General features: G+C 36.9%; 26 protein-coding genes and 1 riboswitch. Of the genes, 20 read left to right on the forward strand and 6 right to left on the reverse strand.

The window, feature by feature from the left end; all coding sequences use genetic code 11:
* Positions 1–138 precede the first annotated feature (138 nt).
* The 3 genes from KJS44_RS00965 (at position 139) to KJS44_RS00975 (ending at position 1,994) form a co-directional block, all read left to right on the forward strand.
* Positions 139–951, forward strand: coding sequence for a hypothetical protein (locus tag KJS44_RS00965; protein ID WP_008691133.1), 813 nt, complete (start codon positions 139–141; stop codon positions 949–951).
* Between the two features lie 50 nt (positions 952–1,001).
* Positions 1,002–1,556 carry a PadR family transcriptional regulator gene (locus KJS44_RS00970; RefSeq protein WP_008691134.1) on the forward strand — a complete coding sequence of 185 codons (555 nt, stop codon included), beginning with the start codon at positions 1,002–1,004 and terminating at the stop codon, positions 1,554–1,556.
* Between the two features lie 138 nt (positions 1,557–1,694).
* Positions 1,695–1,994, forward strand: coding sequence for a hypothetical protein (locus KJS44_RS00975; protein WP_008691135.1), 300 nt, complete (start codon positions 1,695–1,697; stop codon positions 1,992–1,994).
* Positions 1,995–2,141: 147 nt separating this feature from the next.
* On the opposite strand, the gene KJS44_RS00980 is transcribed toward KJS44_RS00975, so the two are convergent.
* On the reverse strand, positions 2,142–3,308 hold the full coding sequence (locus KJS44_RS00980; RefSeq protein WP_008691136.1) for an IS110 family RNA-guided transposase: 1,167 nt from the start codon (positions 3,306–3,308) through the stop codon (positions 2,142–2,144).
* Between the two features lie 280 nt (positions 3,309–3,588).
* Here KJS44_RS00980 and KJS44_RS00985 point away from each other — a divergent pair, with 280 nt between their 5' ends.
* Positions 3,589–4,053, forward strand: coding sequence for an S-ribosylhomocysteine lyase (locus KJS44_RS00985; protein ID WP_008691137.1), 465 nt, complete (start codon positions 3,589–3,591; stop codon positions 4,051–4,053).
* A 130-nt stretch (positions 4,054–4,183) separates the two neighbouring features.
* Here the strand turns inward: KJS44_RS00985 and KJS44_RS00990 are convergent, their stop codons facing one another.
* Together KJS44_RS00990 and KJS44_RS00995 are read right to left on the reverse strand one after the other, a co-directional pair.
* Positions 4,184–4,549: a DUF6483 family protein gene (locus KJS44_RS00990; protein ID WP_008691143.1), complete on the reverse strand. Its 366-nt coding sequence runs from the start codon at positions 4,547–4,549 to the stop codon at positions 4,184–4,186.
* Positions 4,546–5,529 (reverse strand): Gfo/Idh/MocA family protein, encoded by a 984-nt coding sequence (locus KJS44_RS00995; RefSeq protein WP_008691144.1) that lies wholly within the window; start codon positions 5,527–5,529, stop codon positions 4,546–4,548. The genes KJS44_RS00990 and KJS44_RS00995 overlap by 4 nt, the downstream gene beginning before the upstream one ends.
* A 125-nt stretch (positions 5,530–5,654) precedes the next feature.
* Here KJS44_RS00995 and KJS44_RS01000 point away from each other — a divergent pair, with 125 nt between their 5' ends.
* A complete protein-coding gene (locus KJS44_RS01000) occupies positions 5,655–6,446 on the forward strand; it encodes a Tim44 domain-containing protein (protein ID WP_008691145.1) in 792 nt (263 codons plus the stop codon).
* Positions 6,406–6,810: a (deoxy)nucleoside triphosphate pyrophosphohydrolase gene (locus tag KJS44_RS01005; RefSeq protein ID WP_008691146.1), complete on the forward strand. Its 405-nt coding sequence runs from the start codon at positions 6,406–6,408 to the stop codon at positions 6,808–6,810. The genes KJS44_RS01000 and KJS44_RS01005 overlap by 41 nt, the downstream gene beginning before the upstream one ends.
* Positions 6,811–6,944: 134 nt before the next feature.
* Here KJS44_RS01005 and KJS44_RS01010 read toward each other — a convergent pair whose 3' ends face one another.
* Positions 6,945–7,676, reverse strand: coding sequence for a CPBP family intramembrane glutamic endopeptidase (locus KJS44_RS01010; protein WP_008691147.1), 732 nt, complete (start codon positions 7,674–7,676; stop codon positions 6,945–6,947).
* Between the two features lie 174 nt (positions 7,677–7,850).
* Between KJS44_RS01010 and KJS44_RS01015 the strand changes: the two genes are divergently transcribed.
* The 8 genes from KJS44_RS01015 to KJS44_RS01050 all read left to right on the forward strand — a co-directional run bounded on the left by KJS44_RS01015 (position 7,851) and on the right by KJS44_RS01050 (position 16,112).
* Entirely contained in the window at positions 7,851–9,146 is a 1,296-nt protein-coding gene (locus KJS44_RS01015) for an HD domain-containing protein (protein ID WP_008691148.1), read from the forward strand.
* A 117-nt stretch (positions 9,147–9,263) separates the two neighbouring features.
* On the forward strand, positions 9,264–9,596 hold the full coding sequence (locus KJS44_RS01020) for a PTS lactose/cellobiose transporter subunit IIA (protein ID WP_008691149.1): 333 nt from the start codon (positions 9,264–9,266) through the stop codon (positions 9,594–9,596).
* A 221-nt stretch (positions 9,597–9,817) separates the two neighbouring features.
* Positions 9,818–10,603 carry a Cof-type HAD-IIB family hydrolase gene (locus KJS44_RS01025; protein WP_008691150.1) on the forward strand — a complete coding sequence of 262 codons (786 nt, stop codon included), beginning with the start codon at positions 9,818–9,820 and terminating at the stop codon, positions 10,601–10,603.
* A gap of 305 nt (positions 10,604–10,908) precedes the next feature.
* Positions 10,909–11,355, forward strand: a complete 447-nt coding sequence (locus KJS44_RS01030; protein ID WP_008691152.1) for a LytR/AlgR family response regulator transcription factor — start codon at positions 10,909–10,911, stop codon at positions 11,353–11,355.
* 12 nt (positions 11,356–11,367) lie between these two features.
* Entirely contained in the window at positions 11,368–12,084 is a 717-nt protein-coding gene (locus KJS44_RS01035; protein WP_008691154.1) for a hypothetical protein, read from the forward strand.
* The gene (locus tag KJS44_RS01040) at positions 12,081–12,851 is read left to right on the forward strand and encodes a hypothetical protein (RefSeq protein ID WP_008691156.1); all 771 of its coding nucleotides are present in this window, start codon (positions 12,081–12,083) and stop codon (positions 12,849–12,851) included. The genes KJS44_RS01035 and KJS44_RS01040 overlap by 4 nt, the downstream gene beginning before the upstream one ends.
* A 168-nt stretch (positions 12,852–13,019) precedes the next feature.
* A riboswitch (purine riboswitch) is annotated at positions 13,020–13,117 on the forward strand.
* Positions 13,118–13,181: 64 nt separating this feature from the next.
* On the forward strand, positions 13,182–14,414 hold the full coding sequence (purD, locus tag KJS44_RS01045; RefSeq protein WP_008691158.1) for a phosphoribosylamine--glycine ligase: 1,233 nt from the start codon (positions 13,182–13,184) through the stop codon (positions 14,412–14,414).
* A gap of 27 nt (positions 14,415–14,441) precedes the next feature.
* Positions 14,442–16,112, forward strand: coding sequence for a formate--tetrahydrofolate ligase (locus KJS44_RS01050; protein ID WP_008691160.1), 1,671 nt, complete (start codon positions 14,442–14,444; stop codon positions 16,110–16,112).
* A gap of 312 nt (positions 16,113–16,424) precedes the next feature.
* Here KJS44_RS01050 and KJS44_RS01055 read toward each other — a convergent pair whose 3' ends face one another.
* The gene (locus tag KJS44_RS01055) at positions 16,425–17,909 is read right to left on the reverse strand and encodes a DUF1846 domain-containing protein (protein ID WP_008691162.1); all 1,485 of its coding nucleotides are present in this window, start codon (positions 17,907–17,909) and stop codon (positions 16,425–16,427) included.
* 365 nt (positions 17,910–18,274) lie between these two features.
* Here KJS44_RS01055 and KJS44_RS01060 point away from each other — a divergent pair, with 365 nt between their 5' ends.
* The 4 genes from KJS44_RS01060 (at position 18,275) to KJS44_RS01075 (ending at position 21,465) form a co-directional block, all read left to right on the forward strand.
* Complete coding sequence (locus KJS44_RS01060; protein ID WP_155949110.1) at positions 18,275–18,430, forward strand: hypothetical protein; 156 nt, start codon at positions 18,275–18,277, stop codon at positions 18,428–18,430.
* A gap of 217 nt (positions 18,431–18,647) precedes the next feature.
* A complete protein-coding gene (locus tag KJS44_RS01065) occupies positions 18,648–19,913 on the forward strand; it encodes a UDP-N-acetylglucosamine 1-carboxyvinyltransferase (protein ID WP_008691173.1) in 1,266 nt (421 codons plus the stop codon).
* 125 nt (positions 19,914–20,038) lie between these two features.
* Positions 20,039–20,758 (forward strand): chitin disaccharide deacetylase, encoded by a 720-nt coding sequence (gene chbG, locus KJS44_RS01070; protein ID WP_008691174.1) that lies wholly within the window; start codon positions 20,039–20,041, stop codon positions 20,756–20,758.
* 20 nt (positions 20,759–20,778) lie between these two features.
* The gene (locus KJS44_RS01075) at positions 20,779–21,465 is read left to right on the forward strand and encodes a LytR/AlgR family response regulator transcription factor (RefSeq protein WP_008691175.1); all 687 of its coding nucleotides are present in this window, start codon (positions 20,779–20,781) and stop codon (positions 21,463–21,465) included.
* A 1,037-nt stretch (positions 21,466–22,502) separates the two neighbouring features.
* Here the strand turns inward: KJS44_RS01075 and KJS44_RS01080 are convergent.
* Positions 22,503–23,408 (reverse strand): endonuclease/exonuclease/phosphatase family protein, encoded by a 906-nt coding sequence (locus KJS44_RS01080; RefSeq protein WP_008691176.1) that lies wholly within the window; start codon positions 23,406–23,408, stop codon positions 22,503–22,505.
* A gap of 287 nt (positions 23,409–23,695) precedes the next feature.
* Between KJS44_RS01080 and KJS44_RS01085 the strand changes: the two genes are divergently transcribed.
* Both KJS44_RS01085 and KJS44_RS01090 read left to right on the forward strand, forming a co-directional pair.
* Complete coding sequence (locus tag KJS44_RS01085) at positions 23,696–24,955, forward strand: PTS transporter subunit EIIC (RefSeq protein ID WP_008691178.1); 1,260 nt, start codon at positions 23,696–23,698, stop codon at positions 24,953–24,955.
* Positions 24,956–24,968: 13 nt separating this feature from the next.
* A complete protein-coding gene (locus tag KJS44_RS01090) occupies positions 24,969–25,799 on the forward strand; it encodes a PRD domain-containing protein (RefSeq protein ID WP_008691180.1) in 831 nt (276 codons plus the stop codon).

The following is a 25,799-nucleotide window of genomic DNA, read 5'->3' on the forward strand; positions in this document are numbered from 1 at the left end:
CATTATAACACAATTAAATAAAATATGAAAGTATTTTCGCACATAAAAACCCGCATAAATACGGGCTCTGATTAACATTTGTTTTTTTTGCTCCTAAAGAAACATGGTGCTAACTTCTAAAGACGGGATTTACAAGAGTTGTTATTAGGCGTTGTCAGCTTTAATGCACCGGGTATCACGAAAGATATTTTTAACCTGTATCAGGAGCGTATTGAAGATAGTGAGTTTCAAAGAAAATTATTAATATTTGAAAATGAAAATGATTGTATATCATCTTTCTTTGAACATATGAAAGAACCATATTATATACGTTCTACATTTCCTTGTGGGACGATGGAAGAACTATATCATAATCATAATCTTTATGCTATGCAGGAATTTCGTCATAATGCATTTCTGTTGGCCGAAAAGAAAACGGCAGTTCCTAAAGTTGTCTATCATTTTGTGAATGATTTTTTTGTGAATTTGAAAGAAGAGCGTTTGCATAAATTAGTTGCCAGAATGGATGATTATTTTGAAAGTGGTTTATCCATGTCAGAATTGTATCGTGTATTGATCTATCATATCAGTAAATATACATCTTTATTCGAAGATATCGATTATGAGGAAATAAAGACGATTACTTTTCAAGATTTAATCGAGCGTAGAAAAACTAAGCAGTTGTTAGAAAAAGTAAAAGGATTACAGCCGAAAGATGCTTTGCGTAAGGCTTATGATGTAGTAGGAAATTTATCAGCGATCAATAAGCTAAATGAGCTAGATATTTCTCAGATAACCCAAGGGTTTATTCATAATTATGAGCTTTTGATGAATAAGACAACACAAAACTTACAGGATCTGCTGACACAAAATAATGAGCGTATTCTCCAAGCGATGCGCTCTATCCGCAATCGTTCCGCACAAGAAATAAAAGAACAAAACGAGAAAGAGGAAGACTTGCAAAGTGACTGAAAGTATAGTATTCTAATTATGGAATATAGACAACAGAAAGAAGGAATACAATGCCTTTAAAACATGCAATCTTAGGTTTGTTGAATTATGCGGATATGACAGGGTATGACATTGATCGTTATTTTAAATCCAGCATTGCCTTTTTTTGGCATGCGCAGACCTCACAGATTTATAAAGAGCTGACGACATTAACAGATAAGAATTGGGTAGACTCAGATATCGTGTATCAGAGTGATAAACCGAATAAGAAGGTGTTTCATATCACGGAGGAAGGAAAACTCGAATTGCATCGCTGGCTGGCAGATGCAGAGCTATCTGATATTATGAAATATAAAAACCCTTTATTGATTAAAATCTTCTTTTCCAGTGAGATTGATATTGACCAGACCATGCGTTTACTTGAAAAATATATACGTGAATGCTCGGAGGTCATTGATCATATGAATGAGGATTTAAATAAGATACCTGATTTTGAGGCACAGATTCATAAAGATAACGAATCTTTTTATTGGGGGATGACGATGACCTATGGATTTATGTATTATCAGAATGAAATTAAGTGGGCGAATTGGTGTATTGATAAATTAAAAGAAAAGATTTCTTGATCAAAGTGGTGCATGCACATGCATAGAAAGCAAATCCTTGAATTTCAAAGAATTTTTGACACAGCGTGAAAACGTGCTATAATAGCCTTGTAATTACCATATGAAAACAAAGATATGAAGGCAAAGGAGCGTGGAAATATGGAAACGAAGAAGTGGGAAAAACAACAATACTTAGATGTACTTCAAGATAAAAAATGGGAAGCACATAACAAGCAGTGGTTATATATCGAAGTTAACGCAAAAGATTTACTAGAAGAATGTGAACCGGGCATGAAAAATCAGAATGTTTGCTGTAAGGCAATGCTGGAAAGCATGTTAGAGGGTGATGGCTTTATCGTAGAGCCAAAAAATAAAAGTAAATGTGCGGCAAGTCTGACCATTCGCTATTACGTTGATAATCTGAGTCCTGAAAGACGTAAGTATTCTGAAGTAAATTAAGAGTAAAGAAAGCTGTTCTGCAGCTTTCTTTTTAAAGGAGCTAACTATTAAGAAGTCAAGCCTTTTTGAAAAAGATTGAAAAAGCATGATAAAAACAAGTGCTGGTAAAAGCACAAAAATTGATCTTTGAAAATTAGATAAAATTGACTAGTAAAGAAAGGTTGGGTCGAATGATTCTCCAGTAAGTTCTAAATGATAAATCACACGTAGAAGTTTCTTAACGACATGTGATTGTGCTACACGGTAATTCTTTCCTTCATGAAGTTTCTTATAAAAGAATTCACGGAAAGTTATGTTATGAATAACTAGATAAGGGACTGCATTAAAAAGGACATAGCGCAATTGAGAAGAACCGTGTTTTACCATTTTGCCTTTATGAGAAGATGTTCCAGATTGGTAAATGGCAGGCTCTACTCCACAAAAAGCGCAAAGCTGTTTCGGATTACTAAATTTTGAGAAGTCACCAAATTCACCGAGAATAGTCGCAGCACTAAGCGTACTGATTCCCGGAATCGTATCAATAGGAGAACGCAGTTCTTCCATGATAGCTAAGATTTCCTTTTCAATGCTTTCTATTTGCCGTTCAAGAGTATTTACGATTTGAAGTGCAGAGGAAAGAATAAGATCATTGTAGTTAAAATGATGCCCAATCGTATGTTTTGCTAAATCACGAAGTTCTTCAAAACTAGAAGTTGGAATGCGACGAGATTTATTATGTAATAAAACACAGTCTTGATGAGTTAAACGTTTCATACGATCCACTGTTTTATATTTGTTTAAAAGAAATAAAGCAGTATCACTAAGTTTGTTATGAAAGAAAGCTTTAAATTCAGGGAATTCCACATCAAGAACATTTGTGATAATAACGTATTGGTCGCTGCGAGAACGAATCAGCTTATTTCTTGTACGAGATAGTTGCTTTAAAGCCTGAGTGTGGTATGATGAATACAGATAGGTTCTAGAAGCACCTGTGGATAGATATAAAGCGATGATACGAGCGTCAATTTTATCTGTTTTGGTTTTTCGATTGGAAAGTGAATCATGAAATCTTTTCACTAGTAATGGGTTGAATTCATGAAAGTCATAGCCAATGGAAGAGAGAAAGAGTTTTAAATTCTTTCCGTAAATACCAGTTGCTTCTAGGCCTATCTTTATTTGTTGGGAATGATCAAGATGGTCTAAAGCAGACTGAAGTTCTTTGAATCCAGTATTTGAATTATCAAATGAAAAAGATTCAAGGACAGTAACACCTTCAGAAGTGCAGATGTAACAGTCGTGTTTGTACTTGGCAATATCAATGCCTACGTAATACATGATGAAATACCTCCTTTTGAAGTAAGGGCTGTTGGTGATCACAGTTGTTTATTCGGACCTAATCTTGTACGAAATAAAACATCAAGTGTTATCTAACTAATCAAAGTTTGTAAATAAAAACTGTGGTCTGATTCTCCTTTAAATGGTCTACGCCACAAAAAAATAGATACAAATCCACAGCCCTAAGCTAATTATATAGCTTAATGAATTCCCAAGAAAGGAAGATATTATTTAATTACCTGTTTCTTGGTTAATTAAATAATACAAGATAAGGATAGATATGGAAAAAATAACAAGTTTCTGTGTAAATCATGATATATTGCCAAAAGGCATGTATATTTCACGTGTCGATGGGGATATCATCACCTATGATTTGCGAATGGTTGTCCCTAATGGTGGAATATATTTGGAGAATGACGGTTTACATACCTTTGAGCATTTATTTGCGACTTATGTACGCAACAGTGCATATGCAGATGAGATTATCTATGCCGGACCAATGGGGTGTCGTACCGGATTTTATTTTTTAGTACGTGATAAAATGACGAAGGCAGAAGCGATTGCCCTTGTTCAAAAGACCATGCAATTCATCAGTAGTTATGAAGGTGCTATACCGGGAGCCCAAGAATCAAAAGAGTGTGGAAACTATTTGAATCATGATTTAACGAAAGCTAAAACGATTGCAAAGGAGTATTTAGAAGTCATTAAGGATTGGCACATCGAGCAGTTAACATATCCTCAATAATCAAACAAAAGCATGTTGTGGGAAACAGCATGCTTTTGATTATCTATTGATAATTAATTAAATGTAATAATCATGGATATCATGATACAGGAAGGTAGATGGTATATAAACTTTGCTTAGATCATGGCAGTTACAGTTCTATCCCATATTGCTTAGTAATAAAGTTCAAATCACTATATAGCTGATCTTTGGAATAGCCATGTGCACGCAGTTCACTGTCTTCTTTTGCGTTTACATAATCAAAGAAAGCCAAGGCTGTTTTCAAATATTCCAGATTCTTATCTGTGAAATGCTCAACTAAATAGTTCATGGCTTGGGCATAATTGTCTTCTTGGATGAGCTGGTAAATAGTATGATAATAAACTTTTGTCTCTTCGTCCTTTAATTCTTCTTCGGCCGTGATTTCTTCAGAGGCCTTGTGGAAAAACATCATGCGAAGCATTTTTGTCATGGAAGAGATTTGCCGCATCATCCAATCGTTTTCAAAGACACTCATGCGATATGATCCGCATCAAATATGATGCCGCCATCCTTACGTGCTGCTTCATAAACTTCCATTACCGTTCGGGAATACTCCAGCTTTTGGTAACAGGTAGTATAATCCTGTTCCGTAAAAAGGCGATTGAATTCTTTTACCTCATAGTACAATGCGATATCGTTTTGCGGCAATGTCAGATTTTCTTCTTTGCCATCCTTATAAATTTTTAATACCGCACATTTACTTGTTTCTGATTCTACAACAGCATAGCCCTTTTCTCCTTGAATCTGCGCCATGCAGCGACTTCTAGTATCTTTTGCCCCAACGCATACAGATGTAAAGCCATCATATTTTAAAATTGCTACCCCACTGGTGTCGATTCCACGCTGGATAGTTGGGAAATACTGTACGGCGTTAGGTTTGCCAAATAAACCAATCGTAAAATGTAGATTATAAATATTAATATCGGATAAAGCACCGCCTGAAAAGGCTGGGCTAAAGACATTTGGAGTCTCACCAGCCAAAAACTTATCATAACGACTGGAATATTGAGAAAAATTACACTGTACCATGCGAATGGTTCCCAGCTCAGGTAATTTCTCTTTCAGCGTTAGATAGTTTGGCATATGGGAAGTTACGATTGCCTCGAATAAAAATAAGTGATGTTCTCTTGCATAGGTATCTAAGATTCGAAATTCTCGACAATTAGAAGTAAATGGTTTTTCACAAATGACATGTTTACCATGTTGCATCGCCTGTAAGCTATATTGAAAATGTAAGCTGTTTGGTGAAGCTACATAAACAAAATCAATATCCTCACGATTTAACATTGCTTCTAAATCTTCATAGATGTCTTTGATGTCATACTTATCTGCAAGGTTTTGTGCATGCTCTTTCTTCCGGGTATACATGGCAACACATGTAACACCTTCATTTTGCTTAACAGCATCTAAAAACCAGTCAACAATGAATCCGGTACCGATGGTAGCTACTTTCATGATGAAATCCTCCTCTTTGTATAGTATAAATATATCACAAACCTAAAAGATAATGAAGGAGCATCGTTGGAAGTTATTGTAATTGTTAATGATTTTTGTATAATGTAGATAAGGAGAAAAAGGATATGAAAAAAGCATGGTTGGTATTTACCTGTCTGTTGCTTTGTATGATGACGACAATCCCTGTCTGTGCGCGAGCAGGTGGGGGTGGAAGCAGTGGCTCTGGAGGAGGCGGAGGTTCTTATGATGGGAGCCATACAAGCAGTAAATATAACAGCGAAGACAATGGTAACAGTTTTGGCGGTATACTTCATATCACCCTCATACTGTTACTTACTAGCGGAAGCTATCTTGTTTATCGCAGTAAAGTATTCAAGAAAAGCAGACAGAGCAAAAAGTTGTTAAAAGAAATAGATGATTTAGATGCTATTTGGGATGAAGACCATATTTATGAAAGAGTAGAAGAAATATTTTATGCTGTTCAAAATGCTTGGACAACAAAAAGCCTAGAAGAACTTCAACCATACTTAAGTGATGCTTTAATGGAGAATTGGAAAACAAAACTCGATTGGATGGATATTCGCAGGGAGCGGAATATCTTAGAAAATATTCAATTGTTATCGCGTTCCATTGTAGGTATCTATGATGACATAGATGATCGTAAAGATATGGTTTGGTTCTATATAGAAGGTAAGATGATTGATTATACGATTCATGAGGATGATGGCAGCTTGCTTGATGGTGATAAGCAAGCACATTCTTTTGTGGAATTCTGGAAGTTGATTCGCAAGGATGATGAATTTTATCTTGATGAGATACGTCAAAAAGCAGAAATGAATGTACAGGATTTTGTGAATTTCAGTGAGGAATTAGGAAATGAAAACAATGGAAATCGTATGCGGCATCCTTCACGATGAAGATGGCTATTTGATTGCACGCAGAGGAAAAGGGATACATGAAAATATCTGGGAGTTTCCCGGTGGCAAGGTAGAAAATGGCGAAACGAAGGAAGAAGCAATTTTACGTGAGTTAAAAGAAGAACTGAATCTAACCTGTCAGGTGGAAGGTTATTTGACAAGTATCGATGATGTGCGTGAAGATGTCGTGTTACATGTACATGCATATAGATGTAAGGTAATATGTGGAGAAATGAAGTTGCGCGTGCATCATGAGGTATGCAAAGTAAGGTTAGATGAAATTTATGCGTATCCATTCGAAAAAGCAGATGCCCCGATCTTAGAAGCTTTGCGAGTATATGAAGGGAAAAGTGAGGAAAGCTAGTGTGATGCAGAGGGTGCTTGTTCTATAAGGAAAATAAAAGAACTGTTGTGGCAGTTCTTTTATTTAACTAATGGATTTTATATAGAGAAGGACTAGCTTTAGCAAGGAATCTTGGACAAGCAGAAGCAATGCTTTTATCTTTCTTCATAGGATGAAGATACTGTTGTCTTTTTGCTTGTATTCTTTCGTTTTCTGTATTTTAGAAACTGTTCTAGTAACAACACTGCGGCTATGTAAATAAAAAGAGGGAATGCAATCCTATAGTTTAGATCCCATAAAGCATGGCAGAAAATAGCGAGCCATAAAGAATGTGTTCTTTCAAATAAACATATGAAAATAACGGAAATTAGAATGCTTAACACCACAAACCCAAAGATGTCATTTGTATGGCCGCTCATAAGCACAGGAAGGTGTGCAGCAGTAAATAAGATACAACTCATAAGCCCGGCAAAACCCTTACCGCGCTTTGTTTTAAAGGTTGTATACACAATACCGCGATACATGATTTCTTCCCATACCCCGGTCATAAGTAGATACTCGACAACGGTATAAATAAAGCTTGCAGAATCTATGGTTAGATCGCTTGCTAGCAGAAAATAGATAAATATAGAAACTGCGATATACACGATAAGTCCAATAATAGGGGGCCAGAGCATTTGTAAATTCAGCCATTGTTTCATTTCCTTACGATAACAAGTAAAAGCCAGTAAAAGAATAGGCAGATAAGAAATTAAAGAAATACCGAATGACACGAATAAAGATTGCGATGTGGTATTGATAAATAGATAACGGAAAGCGGTAAGCCAACCGATGTACATAAGACAAAAAATAAAGACACTCTTTTCTTTCTTCAAAATTTGTTTCATAATTCTGCCTCCTATATATAAAGAAGATCGTGATATAATAGTTATAGTGTATCATTAAAAAAAGAAAAGATAAAGCTAGCCAATAGTTTATGCAGCATCTAAATAATAAAACATCTCCTCCATATGCATTAGAATATAGTATAATATATATAATCATAGAAAAGAGGGAACCGTATGCAAAAAACATCTGAAACAAAGGTCTTGCGTGATCCGGTTCATGGCTATATTCATGTGGATCTACAAGTCGTATGGGATTGTATCAATGCCAGAGAAATGCAGCGCTTACGTCGCATTCATCAACTTGGCGGTGATTTTCAAGTTTATCATACTGCAGAACATTCCCGTTTTTCACACTCTTTGGGGGTATATGAAATCGTTCGAAGAATGGTGTATGAAATTGACAGCATTGCAGAATCTTTAAGTGAATATGGCAAAGCAGTTGTTATGCTGGCCGGTTTGTTGCATGATATCGGTCATGGCCCATTTTCTCATGCCTTTGAGGATATTTCTCCCCTTAAGCATGAGGAATATACGGTTAAGATCATTTTAGAAGACAGTGAAATTCATCGCATTTTAGCCAATTGTGATCCCGAATTACCGAATGATGTTGCCAGCATCATTCGGTATGAGAACCCCAAAGAATGTCTAAATCAAATTGTCAGTGGACAACTGGATGCGGATCGTATGGATTACTTATTACGAGATGCTTACTTTACAGGGACAAGCTATGGGAAATTTGATTTAGAGCGCATTCTTAGAACTATTCGTTTAAAGGATGAACGTATTGTAGTAAAACAAAGTGGCATCCACAGTGTGGAAGATTATATCATGGCACGTTATCATATGTATTGGCAAGTATATTTACATCCGGTGGCACGCAGTTATGAGGCATTATTATCAATCATGTTTCAAAGGATGAAGGATGTTGCTAAAAAAGATCCGGATGTTTTGCGTGAAGTTTCGATGTTTCATCCCTTTTTGTTTAAAAAAGAACCTGATATTGAAGATCTCTACCAGATGGATGAACCAGCTGCCTTTTATGGTTTTTCCCGTTTATTGTATTGCGGTGATGAAATTTTGTGTGACATTGCATATCGTATCTTGAATCGTAAATTATTCGCTTATAAAACAATTGAAAGTGAAAAGGATTATACAGCAATCTGTGATAAAGTAGCGGCAATGGGATATGATCCTACTTATTATGTATATCGCGATGCAGTATCTCAGCGCCCTTACTCACCTTATTCTATTCAGGATAATCCTCATAATATTTTAGTATTACAAGAAGATGGCAGTATTAAAGAATTGAGTGAAGCAAGTGAAATCGTCAAAGCTTTAACAAGAGCTGATTTAAAGGAAGAACACAAAATTTATTATCCGATTGAACATTTAGCCAATGAAGATGTTCGTATTAAGACGAAAACACACAAAGATTATAAGGAATCCACCATCTGGCAATTATCAGAATAAGGTGTGACTCTTACAAGATAACGGTTACAAATTTAGCAATTTTACGATTTTCTAGTGAATTCAGATAAGGGATATGGTACAATGAATAAACAGAAAACATGAATGGAGATGAATGCGATGCAACCATCTGAATTAGATATCCTGGAAATCATTTCATCTGTAGGACAGGCACGAAGTTTTTACATTGAGGCTATTCAGGAAGCAAAAAGTAAAAATTATGAGGGATGCAATGAGCTTGTGCGTAAAGGAAATGAAATGTATGCGAAAGGTCATCGGATTCATCAACTCATGATCCAAGAGGAAGCAGGGGGCAACCATGTAGAGGTAAATTTATTATTGACCCATGCGCAAGACCAGCTTATGAGTGCTGAGAGCTTTAAGATTCTCTGTGACGAATTTGTGGATACCTATCGTCGTCTCGATGAATTAGAAACACAAATCCATCGTTAAAGATAAATCGTTGGAAGCCTTGTTTAGAAGCTAGAATCATAAAAATATACAGAAGTAGATAGGCGTGCTGCTTCTGTTTTTTTATTCTTAATATTTATGGTACGGTTATCAAGTGTTTATGCCTTTTGCCTCACAAAAGGTTTTCAACAGCGTTCCCTCAACACTTGAGAAAGCGAAAGGTCTGTGTTAAAATGCTCTCAGGAAATAACAGGAGATATGTAATGAAGAAAAAAGCGCTATTTTTTGATTATGATGGTACACTCATTTCTGATGAAACACATACGATACCCAAGAGTGCACGCAAAGTATTGAATAAATTGAAAGATAAAGGATATTTATTGTTTTTGAACACGGGAAGAACAAAAGCAATCCTTGACCCAATCATATCTGAATTGGATTTTGACGGACAAATCTTAGGTTGCGGCAGTTATATCGAATACCATGATAAAGTGCTGTATGATGTGGATGTTGATAAGCAATTATATGAGGCAATCATCCAAAAGGTTGCTGCGTGTCATGTCGATGCCTTCTTTGAGGGAACGCATGCTTTATATATGACACATGGCATTCAATCACCTAGATTATTAAATTTGTTGGAGCGTTATCATGATGCCAATATGGTGATGAAGTCCGTAGATGATTTGGAAGATGATTTTGTGAAGATGTTTGTCAGTTATCAGGATTTGGATAAGGAACAGGAATTTCATGATTTTATCATCCAAAACTTTGAATATATTGACCGTGGGCAGCATTGTGCAGAGTTGATTTTAAAAGGTCATTCTAAGGCAACCGGGATTCAATTCATTATGGATAAGCTGAATATTGATATTGAAAACTGTTATGTGTTCGGTGATAGTAATAATGATTTAGCAATGTTTCGTTTTGTGGAAAACAGTGCTTTGTTAGGCAACGCCAATGAGCATCTCCATGAAGAAGTCATGCATGTATGCAGTGATGTAGATCATGATGGTTTAATGGAAGCTGTCAATGCTTTTCAATTATTATAAAGAGCAATCGTAAAGTGTCCTTTCAGTAGGGCGCTTTTTATATACGCAGATATTCAAATATGATATTCTTAAAAAGAAAAGATGGGTTTTATCACAATAAAAAGGGATTCTTGTTATCGTAAGGGTAGATATTCTTGCCATTTTTTATGGTATGGTGTTGGATAAGCAAATGCTTTATTGTTGGTAAAGAAGATTGCTTTATCGGCTTTTGCAGTGCAACTTATCCCCATAAAATGCAGGTTATAGAAAGTAGCTTGTCTTAAAGCGTGAATTCGTTAAACTAAAAGTGAAGAGAGGGAAAGATCATGAAAATAAGGTTGCTGTGTAGAAAAGAAACAGTGGAAAAAGTAAAGGCGGCTATCCAAAAGGGGGATGTACAATTTGATGATCATGCGAGTATGGTCTTATATGAAATTAACCATGAGTATGATTACCTGTTGGTAAAAGATGGCGAAGAGCATATGCGCTTGGCAGTGGATGAGATCCTGTATATTGAAAGTATTTCCCAGGAAATACTCGTCCATGCGAAAAGTGGCTGTTATCGTAGTAAGAATACGATGTATCAATTAGAAGCAGGCTTGTATGAAAAAGGTTTTCTGCGTGTTCATAAAGCGTATATCGTCAATAAAAAAGCAATTCGAAGGATTCGTACCAATCTTTATATGAAATTCACACTGGTGTTGGATAATCAAGAGGAAATTGAAGTATCACGAAGCTATTATTACCGTTTCAAAGAAGAGATGGGTTTCTAGGAGGCGAACAAGATGAAAGAACAATTACAAAAAATTTTTGCGCCGCAGAGTACAGAAGGGTTTCTATGCATGCTAGGTATTGTGATCTTACTGGGGGTATTGTTGTATGCAGGTTATCGAAAATTTTATGAAAAGCGAATCAATCAAGTGTTGACAGGGAAAAAGGTGCGTATTCTTTCTTTGGAAGCAATCATGATCCTATACTTTATCGCAAGCGTGATTAGCGTATTGGTGTATATGGGAAATGTCTATGCATTACCAAACCAGCAGATTGTAGAAGAAACGTGTAATGTAGAAAATGGCTATGTTGACTTTGGAAATACAAGAGAAGGTGTAGAGAAAAAGATTCGCGAGTTGCAGAAGCAAGCGAAAACCACTTTTATTCATCAAGAGAAAAAGAATAAAGATGGAACGATAAGCATGTATGCGGAGGCAGATGGGAAATCCTATATTTATGCTATCGTATATCCTTACACATATCCTTTAGAAAATCGTGAGTTCTTTCATATATCGGTAAATAATGCAGGTATAGGCGCTAGCTTTTATCAAGAAAGGGTAAAAAGTGAGAATGAGCTTATCGGAATGATCGTAGGACATCATAGAAAGAAAAATTGTCCGGTGGTTGAGTATGATTTGGAAATTTATAATTTTACCGAAGGTGAAAATAAGCATCCACTAGATATAAAACAGCATTTCCGTATTGAGAAAGGAGGCATTGAAACAAAATGAAAAAGAAAATAATCGTTGTTGTTGTATTGGTTATACTAGTACTTGGTGGTTATGCCGTTTGCAAGGCGACACAGAAAAAGGAAACCATGCTGCCTAAAATCAGTTACTATTATGAAATGGATAATGCACATTTCTGGCAAGTTGATTATCTCTATCAGGGAAGTGGGAAGTTTGTGGATATCCACGATTATCAGTGTGCTAAAAAGATGGATCCGCCTTATAAAATAATGCCTACTGAAATAATAAAAGATGATACTTGGCAAGAATTCTCTGTGATCATGCACCTGTTGGACAACAGTGAGCTTAGTTTTACGCAGCTGATTTATCAAGAAGGGGATAAGAAACATTCAGAAACGATCGGTGAGGTACACTTACAAAACCGCAAAGTAAAAACGTTTGATTTTGATGAAGGAGAATCTTTTGCTATGCGAGTTGATGGAAAACCGAAGGTGCTAGACCTTGAAATGCATGAGAAAACCAAAGGGAAACTACAGCGTATCGAATGTGTAAATCCACATGTTGGTGTACAATGGAAACAAGGAAAGCCAAATGTGGAAGATAAGAATATCAGTTATGAGTTAACCTTTCAAATAAAAGATAAAGGATATGACTACTATGCGACCAATCTTCGCTATTATTATGTACAAGATAGTAAAGAAGTCGTATACACCGGACAGGCAATCTTTTATCTAAAAGCGGATGGCAGTATCTTCCGTACGAATAATATCAGTGGTAGTGCATTTTTAGAAGATGAGGTGTCGCAATGACATCTTTTCTTTTATATGTTGAAGAAAAGCTAGTTAAGGTGAACTATGAAGGAAAAATAAGGGGGGATGCGAAAAATTGAAGAAGCGGGTTTTCCTACGGATGTAAAAAATCAATCGAAGTAAAAAAGGCAGCTATAATTAGGATTGTAAAAGTACATGAAATAAAGTAAAATAAATGTGGTAAAACCTTGTATAGTATCATAATTTGGTTGATAGTTTCTACCCGCTGACCTAATCGGTGGACTACAAGGAATCTTTTGACATGGTCATGAAGGTTTCTTGCGAACTTTTCATGTTTTTTTATTTTAGATAACAGAAAGGAAAAGAAAAATGAAGGTATTGGTAATTGGAAAGGGTGGAAGAGAGCATGCTCTTGCACTTGCAGCACATAAAAGTGCTTTGGTAGATGAAGTTTATGCTGCACCGGGAAATCCCGGCATGGCACAGTTTGCGACCTGTGTAGACATCAGTGACAGTGATGTGGAAGGTTTGGTTGCATTTGCGAAAAAAGAACAGATAGATTTGACAATCGTCGGACCTGAGGCTAGTCTATCCCTTGGTGTTGTCGATGCATTTCAACAGGCTGGCTTAAAGATTTTCGGACCTACGAAGGATGCGGCACAAATTGAGTCCAGCAAAGATTTCGCAAAGCAGATCATGGTGAAATACGATGTACCAACCGCTGCTTATGCAACCTTTGATAAGGAAGATGCTGCAGTTGCCTATGTAAAGGCACAAGGTGCTCCTATCGTTATTAAAGAAGATGGCTTAAAAGCCGGAAAAGGTGTTACCGTTGCTCAAAGTGAAGAAGAAGCGCTAGAGGCAATACATATTGCATTCGGCATTCCCGGTAATAAGGTTGTGATTGAGGAATGTCTGGTAGGCTTTGAGTTCTCTTTGATTTGCTTTGTATGTGATGATATCGTTGTGCCAATGCAGGTGGCTCAGGATCATAAATGTGCGTATGATGGAGATAAAGGTCCTAATACCGGAGGTATGGGCTGCTATTCACCGGTTAAGAAAATTACACCGGAAATCATTCAAGAGGCAATGGATACCATCATGGTGCCAATGGCCAAAGCAATGGTGAAAGAAGGCCATTCATTTACCGGTTTCTTATATGGCGGTTTAATGTTAACGGATAAAGGTATTAAGACCATTGAATTCAATGCCCGCTTCGGTGATCCGGAAGCAGAAGTAATTTTACCACGCTTAAAAAGTGATTTCGTTGATGTTATTTTGCGTGTGATGAATCATGAGGCTATGGAATTAACATGGGATGATAAGGTAACACTTGGTGTTGTCTTAGCAAGTGAAGGCTATCCTGCGGGAAGTACTAAGGATGCTGTGATTACAGGCTGTGATGAAGTAGATGCCCTTGTTTATCACATGGGAACGGCAAAGAAAGATGGTAAGTTAGTAACCGCCGGCGGACGTGTCATGATTGTTGTGGCACAGGAAGATACTTTACAAGCTGCATATGATAAAGCTTATCATGAGGTAGCAAAAATTCAGTGTGAGAAGTTGTTCCATCGCCATGATATTGGCAAAAAAGATATGTAATTGATTACGATCAGAAGGAGGAACGTCATGTTTAAAACAGATTTGGAAATTGCACAAGAATGCACATTGGAGCATATTCGCGATGTAGCGGCTAAAATTGGTGTTGAGGAAAGTGACTTGGAATACTATGGCAATTATAAGGCAAAAGTATCCCTGGATTTATTAAACCGCAATCAGGATAAAGCGGATGGTAAACTGATTCTGGTGACTGCCATCAATCCAACAAAAGCCGGTGAAGGAAAATCAACGACAACGGTTGGATTGGGAGATGCCTTAAACCGTATTGGAAAAAAGACGATGATTGCTTTACGTGAACCATCTTTAGGACCGGTCTTTGGTTTGAAAGGTGGGGCAGCCGGAGGCGGCTATGCGCAAGTTGTGCCAATGGAAGATATCAATCTGCATTTCACCGGTGACATGCATGCCATCACAACGGCCAATAATTTAATCAGTGCTTGTTTAGACAATCATATTCATCAGGGCAATGAACTGGATATTGACATTGAACATGTAACTTGGAAACGCTGTCTGGATATGAATGATCGCACGCTGCGTAATATCAATATCGGACAAGGCGCAAAAGCCAATGGTGTAGAGCGTAAGGATGGCTTTAACATCACGGTCGCATCCGAAGTTATGGCGGTGTTATGCTTAGCTACATCCCTCATGGATCTAAAAGAGCGTTTGGGTCGTATGTTGGTTGCTTATAATACGAAAAAGGAACCTATTTATGTAAAGGACTTAGGCATTGAAGGTGCTTTGGCTATGGTGTTAAAGGATGCCATCAAACCAAATATGGTGCAGACATTGGAACACAATCCGGTTTTGATTCATGGCGGTCCTTTTGCGAATATCGCTCATGGATGTAACTCTATTTTGGCAACTAAGACTTGTCTTAAACTGGCAGATTATACGGTTACGGAAGCTGGTTTTGGCGCAGATTTAGGAGCTGAAAAATTCTTAGATATCAAATGTCGCTTTGGTGGCTTAAAACCAAATGCAGTGGTTATCGTGGCAACGATTCGTGCTTTGAAGCAGCATGGAAATGTTGCTTATGAAGATTTAAAGGAAGAAAATGTCGAAGCTATGTTAGCCGGTTGTGCAAACTTAGCAAAACACATTGATACCGTAAAACAATTCGGTCTTCCTTATATCGTAGCGATTAACGAATTCGCAACCGATACACCAAAAGAAGTAGAAGCTCTAGAAAACTGGTGTAAAGAGCATCAACATCCAATGTCTTTATCTCAGGTATGGGCAAAAGGTGGCGAAGGAGCCATTGATTTAGCACAGCAGCTAGTTGCTTTATGTGATCAAGAGAATGCTTATGCGCCTTTATATGCTGTAGAAGACAGCATTGAAGATAAGATTCAGGCAATTGCAACGAAGGTATATGGCGCTGATGGTGTTGATTTTACCGAAGAGGCCAAAGCTCAGATTGCTCTGTATAATGCACTTGGCTGGAATAAGATGCCAATCTGTATGGCCAAAACACAGATGTCTTTAAGCGATGATGCGAAGGTTTATGGTGCACCAAAAGGTTTCCGTATTACGGTACGTGAATTAAATCCATCTTTAGGTGCCGGCTTTATTGTCGCATTGACCGGGAAAGTTTTGACCATGCCGGGTTTACCAAAACATCCGGCTGCCTTAGATATGGACATCAATGAAGAAGGACATATCGTAGGTTTATTCTAATAGAAACAAGTTAAACGATATAGTGATTGAAAAAGAAGAAATCCTATCCTTGTGTAAGTGATATTAGATTTCTTCTTTTATGTTGCTTCTTTGTTTTGTACCATAATGTCTAAAAGTGTATATCATAAAAGATTAAGGGCATGACTTTCTTCTTTTATATAATGCTGTTTTGACTATTGGTATGCAATAATTCCTACTGTATTTTTATCATATCTTATATTTTTAGAAAGACTATTGTATTCGATAGGGGAAAAATAAAAGGTTTGCTTCTTTCAAGACAGCAAACCTTACGATAGTTCAAGAGTGATTTAATTAACGATGATATAATTTTTTGGTCTGATACTGATCCTCGCAAGTCAGATTGACCTTTAACTTACGGAAGGTTCCCGCATCTACTTGTGATAGAATAACAGTACTATGGGCTTCACAATTCTTTAATTTATCAAGCTGCTGCAATGCCAAATGTGATACCGGATTGGTCGTAGCACTGATGGCAAGGGCGATTAGAACTTCATCGGTATGTAAACGAGGATTGTGATTGCCTAATGACCCCACTTTTAATTTTTGGATTGGTTCAATGATATTCGGTGATATTAAAGGAATGATATCATTGATATTGCCTAATTTCTTTAAGGCATTTAATAATGCTGCCGAACTGGCACCTAATAAAGATGTTGTTTTTCCTGTGACAATGGTGCCATCCGGTAATTCAATGGCAACAGCCGGTGCATTTGTCTCTTCCGCTTTGGTAAGTGCCGGTTTTACACAAGCACGTTCTTCCGGTATGATATTTGCCTGAGACATGATAATTTCTATTTTTTTGATTGTGTCTTCATTGGTATGTCCTTTTTTGAAGTCTACCTTCGCTTTATAGTAACGGCGAATAATTTCCTCAGTACTTGCTTTGCGTGCTGCTTCATCATCGCATATGCAATAACCAACCATGTTAACCCCCATATCCGTTGGTGATTTATAAGGGCTTACGCCTAGAATCTTTTCAAACATCGTATTTAAAACAGGGAATATTTCTACATCACGATTATAATTTACCGTTGTTTCACCATAAGCCTCTAAATGGAAAGGATCAATCATATTAATATCATTTAAATCAGCTGTCGCAGCTTCATAAGCAAGATTTACCGGATGTTTTAGAGGAAGATTCCAGATAGGGAAAGTCTCAAATTTCGCATAACCGGCTTTTACACCACGCTTATGTTCGTGGTAAAGCTGTGACAAACAGGTAGCCATCTTACCGGAACCCGGACCCGGAGCTGTCACCACGATTAATGGTTTCGTGGTTTCTATGTATTCATTCTTTCCATAACCTTCATCAGAAACAATCAGCGGAATGTTGTTAGGATAACCGGCAATCTGATAATGCAGGAAAACACGAATACCTAAATGTTCCAGGTGTTTTTTAAATGTATCAGCGGATGCCTGGTTCGCATATTGCGTAATGACGACACTACCTACAAATAAACCGGTATCACGGAAGGCATCAATCAAACGCAGTACTTCTACATCATAGGTGATTCCCATGTCGCTGCGAATTTTATTTTTCTCTATATCACTTGCGCAAACAGCGATAACAATTTCTACTTCTTCTTTCAGTTCTAACAACATTTTTAATTTACTATCTGGCTGAAATCCCGGAAGGACACGTGCAGCATGATGATCATCGAACAGCTTGCCGCCGAATTCCAGATATAGCTTATTGTCAAATTTAGAAATTCTATCTAAGATATGCTTTGATTGCAGTTTTAGATATTTGTCGTTATCAAAAGCGATTTCTTTCATCGTTCCACTCTCCTTTAAATCGTTTAAATCACTAAGTCTTATTATAGCAAAATAATTATATATTTACTAATTAAAATAGCAAGAAATAAGAAAATTCTAACAAAGGATTTTAGATGGGAAGAACTAGGCGAATAGGATGGGTTTATATAATTTCAATATGTTTGCGAAAGATTGTGATGAATACTCCTTTTGCATGCAATATTTAAAAAAGAAAGCAGGCAGGGTAAGGATAATTAAAATAGGAACAGGCTATTCGCAAACAAAGATATTATGCTGTTACAGGGTATCTTTTCATAGTGTATTTGAAAAGTCAATTAGTGTATACTTTATGGACCGTTTCTACAGTATGATTGATGATGATATTCATGAATACAATAATTGCCATTCGTTTTAACTTATCCGATGTGAAAAAGGTGTTTACTACTTATATGTCCAATGGCTATGTAAGATATTTCTTAGGAAAGCATGAGTACATGAAATCAAGCGAGAAAGCAAAAAGAGTTATATTTAAGGATGTATAACAATATATGGAAAATCGCTTTTCTTTAAAAAGCTATGTTATAATTATGTATAGGCAATTACCGCTTTTCATTGTGCTTCATAGGGAAATGTGAATTTGTCTATTTTCTCATAGCTATACGGGATAAAATGTTTTATAATAAGAATGCACTTTTTTACACGCAACTATCACGAGTGATAGATTTCATAATAAAATAGTAATACTGGAAGGAGATAAACATGGAAGAAGTTATCAAAATAGAAGGTGGACATAAATTGAATGGTACCGTGCGCATCAGCGGATCAAAAAATGCGACGGTAGCACTTATACCAGCAGCAATATTAGCAAACGGACCGGTTACGATATGTGGGGTACCAAGCATATCCGATGTAGAATCTTTATCTGTACTCCTTCGTGATCTTGGGGTTGTTGTCGATATACGTTCCTCTGACAGCATTGTCATTGATCCGACACAGATGGAAAATAAACCTTTGATCCATGAAGCGGTAAATAAATTAAGAGCATCCTATTATTTTATGGGGGCATTATTAGGTAAATATGGCCATGCGGAAATTCGGATGCCCGGAGGTTGTTATTTAGGTCCTCGCCCGATTGATTTACATTTAAAAGGATTTGAAGCATTAGGAGCGACCATTCATTATGACCATGGAGCATATATCTTAGATGCACCACAATTGATCGGAAATAAAATTTTCTTGGATATTGCCAGTGTCGGGGCTACGATCAATATCATGATGGCTGCTGTTCATGCACAAGGCAGAACAACCATCGAAAATGCCGCAAAAGAACCTGAGATCATTGATGTGGCTACTTTATTAAATAAGATGGGTGCAAAGATACGTGGAGCAGGAACGAATGTCATCACGATTGATGGTGTTGAGGCATTAGGCGGCTGTTTCCATGAAATTATACCTGATCGTATTGAAGCAGCGACATATATCGTATTAGCAGCAGCAGCGGCTGATGAGGTTGTTGTGGAAAACGTCATTCCACAGCATTTAGAGTCCTTATTAAGCAAGCTGCATGAAATCGGTGTTGATATTAAGGTAGATGTAGATCGCCTGATTATAAAAGGAAATACGGGAAATTTAAAAGCAACAGATATCAAAACACTCCCATATCCTGGCTTTGCGACAGATATCCAGCAACCGTTAACGGCATTACTGACACAAGCACATGGACAGTCTATTGTGACGGAAACAATCTATACAGAGCGTTTTAAACATTGTCAGGAGTTAGCAAAGATGGGGGCTAATATTAATGTGATGATACCAAGCTCATTCATCAATGGACCGACACCATTATCCGGTGCTGAAGTGTCTGCAACCGATTTGCGTTGTGGAGCATGCCTTGTCATTGCCGGATTGATTGCAGAAGGAACGACAACCATTCGTAATATTTATCATATTGAAAGAGGTTATGAACACATTGATGAAAAACTGAGTGCTTTAGGTGCTAAGATTTGGAGAGAAACGATAGAGTAAAATAGAGCAGGTAAAAGCCTGCTTTTCTAATAGCGAAAGAGTCGCTTTATTTCGAACCTTCCTAAGCAGGAGAGGAAAAAAGGAGTATAATGAAGATGACGATATGTCAAAGGAGGAGCATTGAAATGAAGCGATTAATCGTTAATGCCGATGATTTCGGTTTCGATGAGGCAGTAAACTATGGCATCCTGAAAGGCTATCAGGAAGGCATCGTTACATCAACATCTATGATGGCAAATATGCCCGGATTTGCGCATGCTGTCACATTGGCAAAGCAGCATCGCGATTTAGGCATCGGTGTCCATTTAACCTTGACCTGTTATTATCCATTAGGTAAGGGGTATAAGAGCTTAACAAGAAGGGATGGTTCTTTTAAAAAGCAAGGGGATATCAATGAATTTGACGAAGAGGAAATGTATGAAGAACTAAAGCTCCAAATTGAAAAAGTGTTTGCGTCCGGTTTGCATCCTGATCATTTAGATTCTCATCATCATATCCATACCTTTCCTCATGTACAAGGAGTATTCGAGCGGCTGCAAAAGGAATATGATCTGCCGGTGCGCGGTGGGTTTCAATACGAAACAATGATGCCACATGCACTCTTACTTGATCAGTTTTATGCAGATGGTGCAACAATCTCAAATTTGAAACAAATTGTGGATTCTTTAGAGGAAGCAAACTGCTATGATTTAATGTGTCATCCGGCTTATCTCGATATGTTTTTACAACAAACAACTTCCTATAATATACAACGTATAAATGAATTGGATATATTATGCAACAAAGATTTAAACGAGTATTTACAAGCAAAAGGAATACAACGATTGCGTTATAGTGATTTATAAGAAAAGATGAGGTGAGGGTCATGTTAAGGGTGGCAATTTTAGAAAGTGAAGAAATGGTAAAAAATATCTTATTTATTTTAGGAGATATTTTAAAGGATGAAGATTGGACCTTTCAGTATTTCGCAAAGTTGTCACAATTTGTGAAAGCCCAACAGCAGAAAGAATATCAGATTCTTATTCTTCAAGATAAATTTGACACGCAAAGAATTGCCGGCACCTTTATTCAACCTTATCCGGAACGTGTTGTCATATTTACAACGTTAGAAGAAAAACGCTATGAGCATGAAGTTGGCAACTTTGAACGTATTTTATATATCGATCGTAGACGGTTACGACATGAATTTCAGCGTATTGATCCTTTTGTGCGAAATTTATTGGCCAATCAGGAAGAATATTTCTTCTCTTATAACCATATCAGTGTACCTTTGAAAATCAGTGATATTTATTACATTGAAAAAGATAATAAAAACCTTGTTTATCATACAAAACGAGGAGAATTCAGTGAACGCAAGAGTATTAAAGATGCTGAAAAGTATTTTGAAAAATATCACTTTTTACGGATTCATTCCAGTTTTTTGGTTAATTTGCAATATGTAACACGATTTGAAACAGAAAGTGTATTTTTGCAGAAAATAGAATTACCTTTTGCAAGAGCTAGACGACCGGAAGTCATTGCCAAAGTAAGAGATTTCACTAAGCATACATAAAGTAACAGATTATTCCAAAAAAACGCCAGATTTTCCACTTCTCTTTACATAACCAGATTGACGAATATAATGAAAGTGTAAAGAAAAAGAAAACAAAAGAAAGCGGTGAGAAGATGGGAACGTTTGATCGTTGAATTATGGAACTTGTCCAAGGCTGATGCGTGAAAGGGTATCTTGTAGAGGTATTCCATCAGAGGAAAGTTATTTCAATATCATAATCTCAACATAATTTAGGAAAATACGGTGAGGATCATCGGAAGTTAAAGCCTGAAGAAGTACTGGTGACAGCAGACAAGGTATCAGGAAACGATAACAGTGATGTTATCACTCATAGGGATATGAGGAAACTCCATAGTATTGTTCCATTAGGATTATAGAATTTATCAAGAAACTACTTCGTAATAACAATATATGTATAAGGGTGGTGAGAAGATAAATTATATAAATCATGTTAAGATAATTTCGTTGTAAAGAGAACCGTAAGAAAGTGTTTCACATATTGGTTGTGTAAATAGTAGTAATTACGTAAGTGTATCAAACAATGAAAGGGTAACATGATATTCACAAACGTTAAGTATACTGATGAGATTTGAGCAGCGTCATTGGAATTCAAGCAAAGTCAGGAGAAATCAAAAGCGTAAGTGAAAATGTGAAACATAGGCAATAAGAATGCAGTAAGGTGAAATAACTGCGCTAGATAAGGAAATAGGAAAAGACCTATGTGGACATAATGAAACAGATACGTAGCGCTATTCTTGATTGATGTATTGTAATTTGATGGAAATCGCGAAGTAAAAAGATGAATATCTTATACAAAGACATGAAAGAGAATGGTCGTGATAAACATACAAATAAATAGTAGAGCCTTCTATACAAGTGAATTGAGATAGAAGGCTTTTTTTAGTGACAGATTGACTCCTAATGATTCTGAATATTCGAATATCATTTATGTTAAAGATGTAAATTGATAATCATAAAAAGAGAACTGTAACGCTTAACAGTTCTCATAATAGGAAATGAAGGGTAATGTTATGAAACTATTCTCCTAGCTCTAATGTAGCTACTAGAGGATTGTGGTCAGACAATTTAGAAGGAATCATTTTAACTTCTTTGATCGTGATGTTTTTTGACACAATGATGTTGTCGACACTGTTTACTTTCATAGTATCATCAACGCCATTATACGTATCTAACCATTTGCCATCTAAACCATTGGCAATATGATATTTTTCTTTAAATGCATCAAATTCTTTTGTGGACTGATCGGCATTAAAATCACCAACTGCAATTACATATTTGCAAGTATCGCTGTCCATGGCTTTCATTAAGGTTTCCATCTGCTGTTTGCGCAATTTCTGATCTTCATAGCTTAAATGAGTGTTATAGAAGGCGATTTCTTTGCCGTCTTTTTCAATTACGACACGCTGATATAAACGTGGTTCAATAGGATTCTTTGCGGATACAGCATCCATCTTTGCTTCGGATTCTTTATTGTCTGGATCATAGTCTTTGTAAGCATCCGCCAATTCCTGTGCGATTTCTTTACCAGCAAATAAATCGCTATACAATTTAGTAGCATCTTTGCTCTTGAATTCATATTTCGATACTGTCGCAATACCATATTCACCACCGGAGAAAGCGATGGCATTTGAGAAGAATGCATCCTTGTAAGGATCAACTTTGAATTTGCTGACTACATCATAGTGATTACGTCTTGTCATGTTATCGACTTCTTGAAGTCCGAAAATCTCAACACCGTTTTCTTCCAATAATTTACGCTGTGCATCTACATCTGGCTGTGATTTTGCGTCAATGTTGTTTGATGCGACAACCAGTGTATTGCCGCTTGTTTCCTTTTTGTCCTTGTCGGCATTGTTGTTAGAACATCCTGTTGCAGTTGCCAATAAAGTCATGGCACATAAAGCACATAATAATTTTTTCATAGTTTCCTCCTGTTTTACGAACATAAACATGTAAAGCTGGATCCAGAGCAGAACGATATCTACATGAAACTACAAAAAAAGGCATAAGTTTTTCCCCAAAAACTCATGCCTGATTGAACAGTAACACGTTTTATCATTTCGCTTCTAACTTTTACACACAAATGATAAGCGTTTACATTTCGTTTGTCAATCCCTTTTTTTAAAAAATTTTTATTTGCGATATTTACAATTTGTGAAAAAATGTTATCATGAAAACGTTTTATAATTCTAGAAAAGGAAGTGGTTTCATGACTTGGTATCGAAAATTATGGGTTGCCTGTATGCCTCTTTTGTTGTTTCTTCCTATAGTTTCTATCATGGCTAGTATCAGTCAGCTACTTGCTGAAATCCTTCCTTTTATGACACTATTTGTTCGTCTGGATGCCTTGTATGCTAAGGCGCTGCCTTTCTTACTGGCAGGCTTTGTATCTTATCAGTTTTGTAGACATAAGGATGGCAGTGTTGTCTTATCGGCAATGATTGCTTATTTACTCATCATCAGTGTTTTACAAAGTGAGGTTTTGAATGAGGCTTTTGCTTATCAATGGCATGTAGATGTGGCTGTAGATTATATTCAAAATCCATTGACTGCCATCTTATGCGGATTGGTTGCGGCAAAGCTATTTGAGCGGTTTTCGCAAGTACAGTTGCCCAAAAGTCTGGCTTTTTTCAGTGGACGTCGTTTGGTCCCGATATTAACTATTTTCATCATGTTGGGATTGGCTGTTCCGTATTACTTTATCTGGACATTTACAATACGTCAATTGTTCTCTTTAACAGCTGTATTATATGAGCATGGAATAGTTGGGGCAAGCATTAGTAAAGTCCTGAATAGTGGACTTGTGATTGTTGGTTTACGTGATATCAGTGATGGTTTTTATATCCTTCCCGGTTTTCAGAAGGGCATTACCGTCATGCAATATGGTGTAATGCCTGCATTTATGCTTTCCTGGATGGTATTCCTTCTTCATAAGAAACGATATCCCATGGCTATTTTTGTGAGTTTGTGTCTGTTACAATGCCTCTTATCACAGGCTAGTGACGCTTTTGTGTTGTATTTGTTTATCAGCGCACCGCTATTATGGCTTGTATATTGCATAGGGAGTGGCTGTATATTTTATTTGGCTTACTTTTCTGTTTCAGGTGGATTGCTGACGGTCGTTTTTGGTAGTATCTATATCAGCTTGCTATGGCTTTCTTATAAAAGACAGTGGCTTTATTTACCCCAGGAAAAGCGTGGTGCTATCCATGATGAATATGTCGTAGAACTGTTAGAAGTTTTTGGCGGCATGGAGAATATAAGAGTGATGAAAGCGATGAATCGCAGCTTATTTATCACTGTGTATGACATGGATTTTGTAGATGAACAACGATTACAAAAGCTGTGCGCTTATCATCTTGCAAAGGATGAATACTGCTATGAATTGGCGGCAGGTAACCAGGCATTTGCTTTGCAGCAAGCGTTGCAAAGGTTACAGGAAAAAGAATTACAGCAATTGCTGTTGTAAAAGGAGGGACATCATGCAAATCATACATGTTTACAACAACAATATTGTTTCGGCAATTAGAGGCAAACAGGAAATGATCATTGTCGGAGCAGGAATCGGCTTTCATAAACGGCCCGGCGATACGGTAGATGAAAAACGCATTGAAAAGACATATACCTTTGAAGATGAACAGAAAAAACAGCTGCATATGCTGTTGGAACGTACACCTATTTTGTATTTTCGAATTGCTGAAGTCATAGCCCGTAAGGCATGCGAGACTTTAAAAATAGAAGTGAGCCCACAGCTATTGATCTCATTGAGTGATCACATCCATTATGCGGCAGAACGTAAGAAACAGAATATCAATGTTCCTAATTTCATGTTAAATGAAATCAAAACATTGTATAAAAGAGAATTTAAAGTGGGTCTGTGGGCGTTAAAGCTCATTCAGGCAAATACGGAAATCAGTTTCCCAGAGGATGAGGCTGGTTATATTGCCATGCATATCGTCAATGCCACATTAAACAATGGTGGGCGTAGCAGTAATGTATCAAAAATCTTACGTTTCATTAAAGATGTACAGCGAATCGTTGAGGAAACGTATCAGGTTCATCTTGATGAGAATGAACTTAACTTTTCACGTTTTATTACGCATTTAAAATTTTTGGGACAGCATATGTTTTCAAATCAAAAGACGAAAAAAGAAGAGCTTGGCGATTTGTATGCCTTTTTGATAAAACGCAATGATAAAATGGAACATTGTATTCATCAGATCAGAGAAACGATCAAAGAAAAATATCATTATGAGCTACAGGAAAATGAACAGGTGTATCTGATGATCCATATTGGAAAGCTGATTGATTAA

Origin of the sequence: Longicatena caecimuris (assembly GCF_018406465.1) — a bacterium.
GTDB classification, from domain to species: Bacteria; Bacillota_I; Bacilli_A; order Erysipelotrichales; family Erysipelotrichaceae; genus Longicatena; species Longicatena caecimuris.

What these genes read in the sequence shown, in the direction of transcription:
- KJS44_RS00970 (WP_008691134.1), top strand. Translation starts at nt 1,002, where the DNA reads ATGCCTTTAAAACATGCAATCTTAGGTTTGTTGAATTATGCGGATATG.
- KJS44_RS00975 (WP_008691135.1), top strand. Translation starts at nt 1,695, where the DNA reads ATGGAAACGAAGAAGTGGGAAAAACAACAATACTTAGATGTACTTCAA.
- KJS44_RS00980 (WP_008691136.1), bottom strand. Translation starts at nt 3,308, where the DNA reads ATGTATTACGTAGGCATTGATATTGCCAAGTACAAACACGACTGTTAC.
- KJS44_RS00985 (WP_008691137.1), top strand. Translation starts at nt 3,589, where the DNA reads ATGGAAAAAATAACAAGTTTCTGTGTAAATCATGATATATTGCCAAAA.
- KJS44_RS00990 (WP_008691143.1), bottom strand. Translation starts at nt 4,549, where the DNA reads ATGAGTGTCTTTGAAAACGATTGGATGATGCGGCAAATCTCTTCCATG.
- KJS44_RS00995 (WP_008691144.1), bottom strand. Translation starts at nt 5,529, where the DNA reads ATGAAAGTAGCTACCATCGGTACCGGATTCATTGTTGACTGGTTTTTA.
- KJS44_RS01000 (WP_008691145.1), top strand. Translation starts at nt 5,655, where the DNA reads ATGAAAAAAGCATGGTTGGTATTTACCTGTCTGTTGCTTTGTATGATG.
- KJS44_RS01005 (WP_008691146.1), top strand. Translation starts at nt 6,406, where the DNA reads ATGAAAACAATGGAAATCGTATGCGGCATCCTTCACGATGAAGATGGC.
- KJS44_RS01010 (WP_008691147.1), bottom strand. Translation starts at nt 7,676, where the DNA reads ATGAAACAAATTTTGAAGAAAGAAAAGAGTGTCTTTATTTTTTGTCTT.
- KJS44_RS01015 (WP_008691148.1), top strand. Translation starts at nt 7,851, where the DNA reads ATGCAAAAAACATCTGAAACAAAGGTCTTGCGTGATCCGGTTCATGGC.
- KJS44_RS01020 (WP_008691149.1), top strand. Translation starts at nt 9,264, where the DNA reads ATGCAACCATCTGAATTAGATATCCTGGAAATCATTTCATCTGTAGGA.
- KJS44_RS01025 (WP_008691150.1), top strand. Translation starts at nt 9,818, where the DNA reads ATGAAGAAAAAAGCGCTATTTTTTGATTATGATGGTACACTCATTTCT.
- KJS44_RS01030 (WP_008691152.1), top strand. Translation starts at nt 10,909, where the DNA reads ATGAAAATAAGGTTGCTGTGTAGAAAAGAAACAGTGGAAAAAGTAAAG.
- KJS44_RS01035 (WP_008691154.1), top strand. Translation starts at nt 11,368, where the DNA reads ATGAAAGAACAATTACAAAAAATTTTTGCGCCGCAGAGTACAGAAGGG.
- KJS44_RS01040 (WP_008691156.1), top strand. Translation starts at nt 12,081, where the DNA reads ATGAAAAAGAAAATAATCGTTGTTGTTGTATTGGTTATACTAGTACTT.
- purD (WP_008691158.1), top strand. Translation starts at nt 13,182, where the DNA reads ATGAAGGTATTGGTAATTGGAAAGGGTGGAAGAGAGCATGCTCTTGCA.
- KJS44_RS01050 (WP_008691160.1), top strand. Translation starts at nt 14,442, where the DNA reads ATGTTTAAAACAGATTTGGAAATTGCACAAGAATGCACATTGGAGCAT.
- KJS44_RS01055 (WP_008691162.1), bottom strand. Translation starts at nt 17,909, where the DNA reads ATGAAAGAAATCGCTTTTGATAACGACAAATATCTAAAACTGCAATCA.
- KJS44_RS01060 (WP_155949110.1), top strand. Translation starts at nt 18,275, where the DNA reads ATGAATACAATAATTGCCATTCGTTTTAACTTATCCGATGTGAAAAAG.
- KJS44_RS01065 (WP_008691173.1), top strand. Translation starts at nt 18,648, where the DNA reads ATGGAAGAAGTTATCAAAATAGAAGGTGGACATAAATTGAATGGTACC.
- chbG (WP_008691174.1), top strand. Translation starts at nt 20,039, where the DNA reads ATGAAGCGATTAATCGTTAATGCCGATGATTTCGGTTTCGATGAGGCA.
- KJS44_RS01075 (WP_008691175.1), top strand. Translation starts at nt 20,779, where the DNA reads ATGTTAAGGGTGGCAATTTTAGAAAGTGAAGAAATGGTAAAAAATATC.
- KJS44_RS01080 (WP_008691176.1), bottom strand. Translation starts at nt 23,408, where the DNA reads ATGAAAAAATTATTATGTGCTTTATGTGCCATGACTTTATTGGCAACT.
- KJS44_RS01085 (WP_008691178.1), top strand. Translation starts at nt 23,696, where the DNA reads ATGACTTGGTATCGAAAATTATGGGTTGCCTGTATGCCTCTTTTGTTG.
- KJS44_RS01090 (WP_008691180.1), top strand. Translation starts at nt 24,969, where the DNA reads ATGCAAATCATACATGTTTACAACAACAATATTGTTTCGGCAATTAGA.